The following is a 497-nucleotide window of genomic DNA, read 5'->3' as shown; positions in this document are numbered from 1 at the left end:
TGATATGGAAATCCCGCACCAGCCATCGTACCGGCGTTTCCAACGATTGCCGCATCACAAGCTGTTCGGTGTAAAACAGCGTCAGATGCGGGGTGAATGTCCGTGTCGCTTCACTCTCGACACCCGGCTGACTTTGGGCCGCGGCGATATTTTTCTGCAGTTCGATCAGGTAGCGATTTGGCTGGCTGCAGCACAAGACCAGCGCCTTTTTGTCATGCGGCCGCTGGAAGCTCATGATCTGGTCGAACGTCAGCATGAAGGGTTCGACCGCGACCGACGACAATTCCTCCTTCTTCGCAGCCAGATCCATAAGGGAGAACATGTTATGCATCCCCAGCCCTTGGAGCGTGACATGCGGCGGCCGAATCTCCTCGGCGACACCGAGGCGGCGCATGAAAACTCCGGCTATATCGGTCGCTTGTCTGGCCGCCGCGGCGGATGCCTGCAGGCCAACAAACAAATCCACTCTGGCCTTGAAACTTGGCGGCGGATTGTTG

The 497-nt window shown here is 57.5% G+C and carries 1 protein-coding gene; it reads right to left on the bottom strand.

From position 1 onward, the window contains the following. A partial coding sequence (locus AC1D0P_RS28550) for a 2'-5' RNA ligase family protein (RefSeq protein WP_477679815.1) occupies positions 1–394 on the bottom strand: 394 nt, incomplete at its 3' end. Positions 395–497: the final 103 nt, after the last annotated feature.

This window comes from Polaromonas sp. P1_G2, from assembly GCF_056405515.1.
Note: the sequence above shows the minus strand (reverse complement) of the source record. Positions and strands in the feature narration are given on the sequence as shown.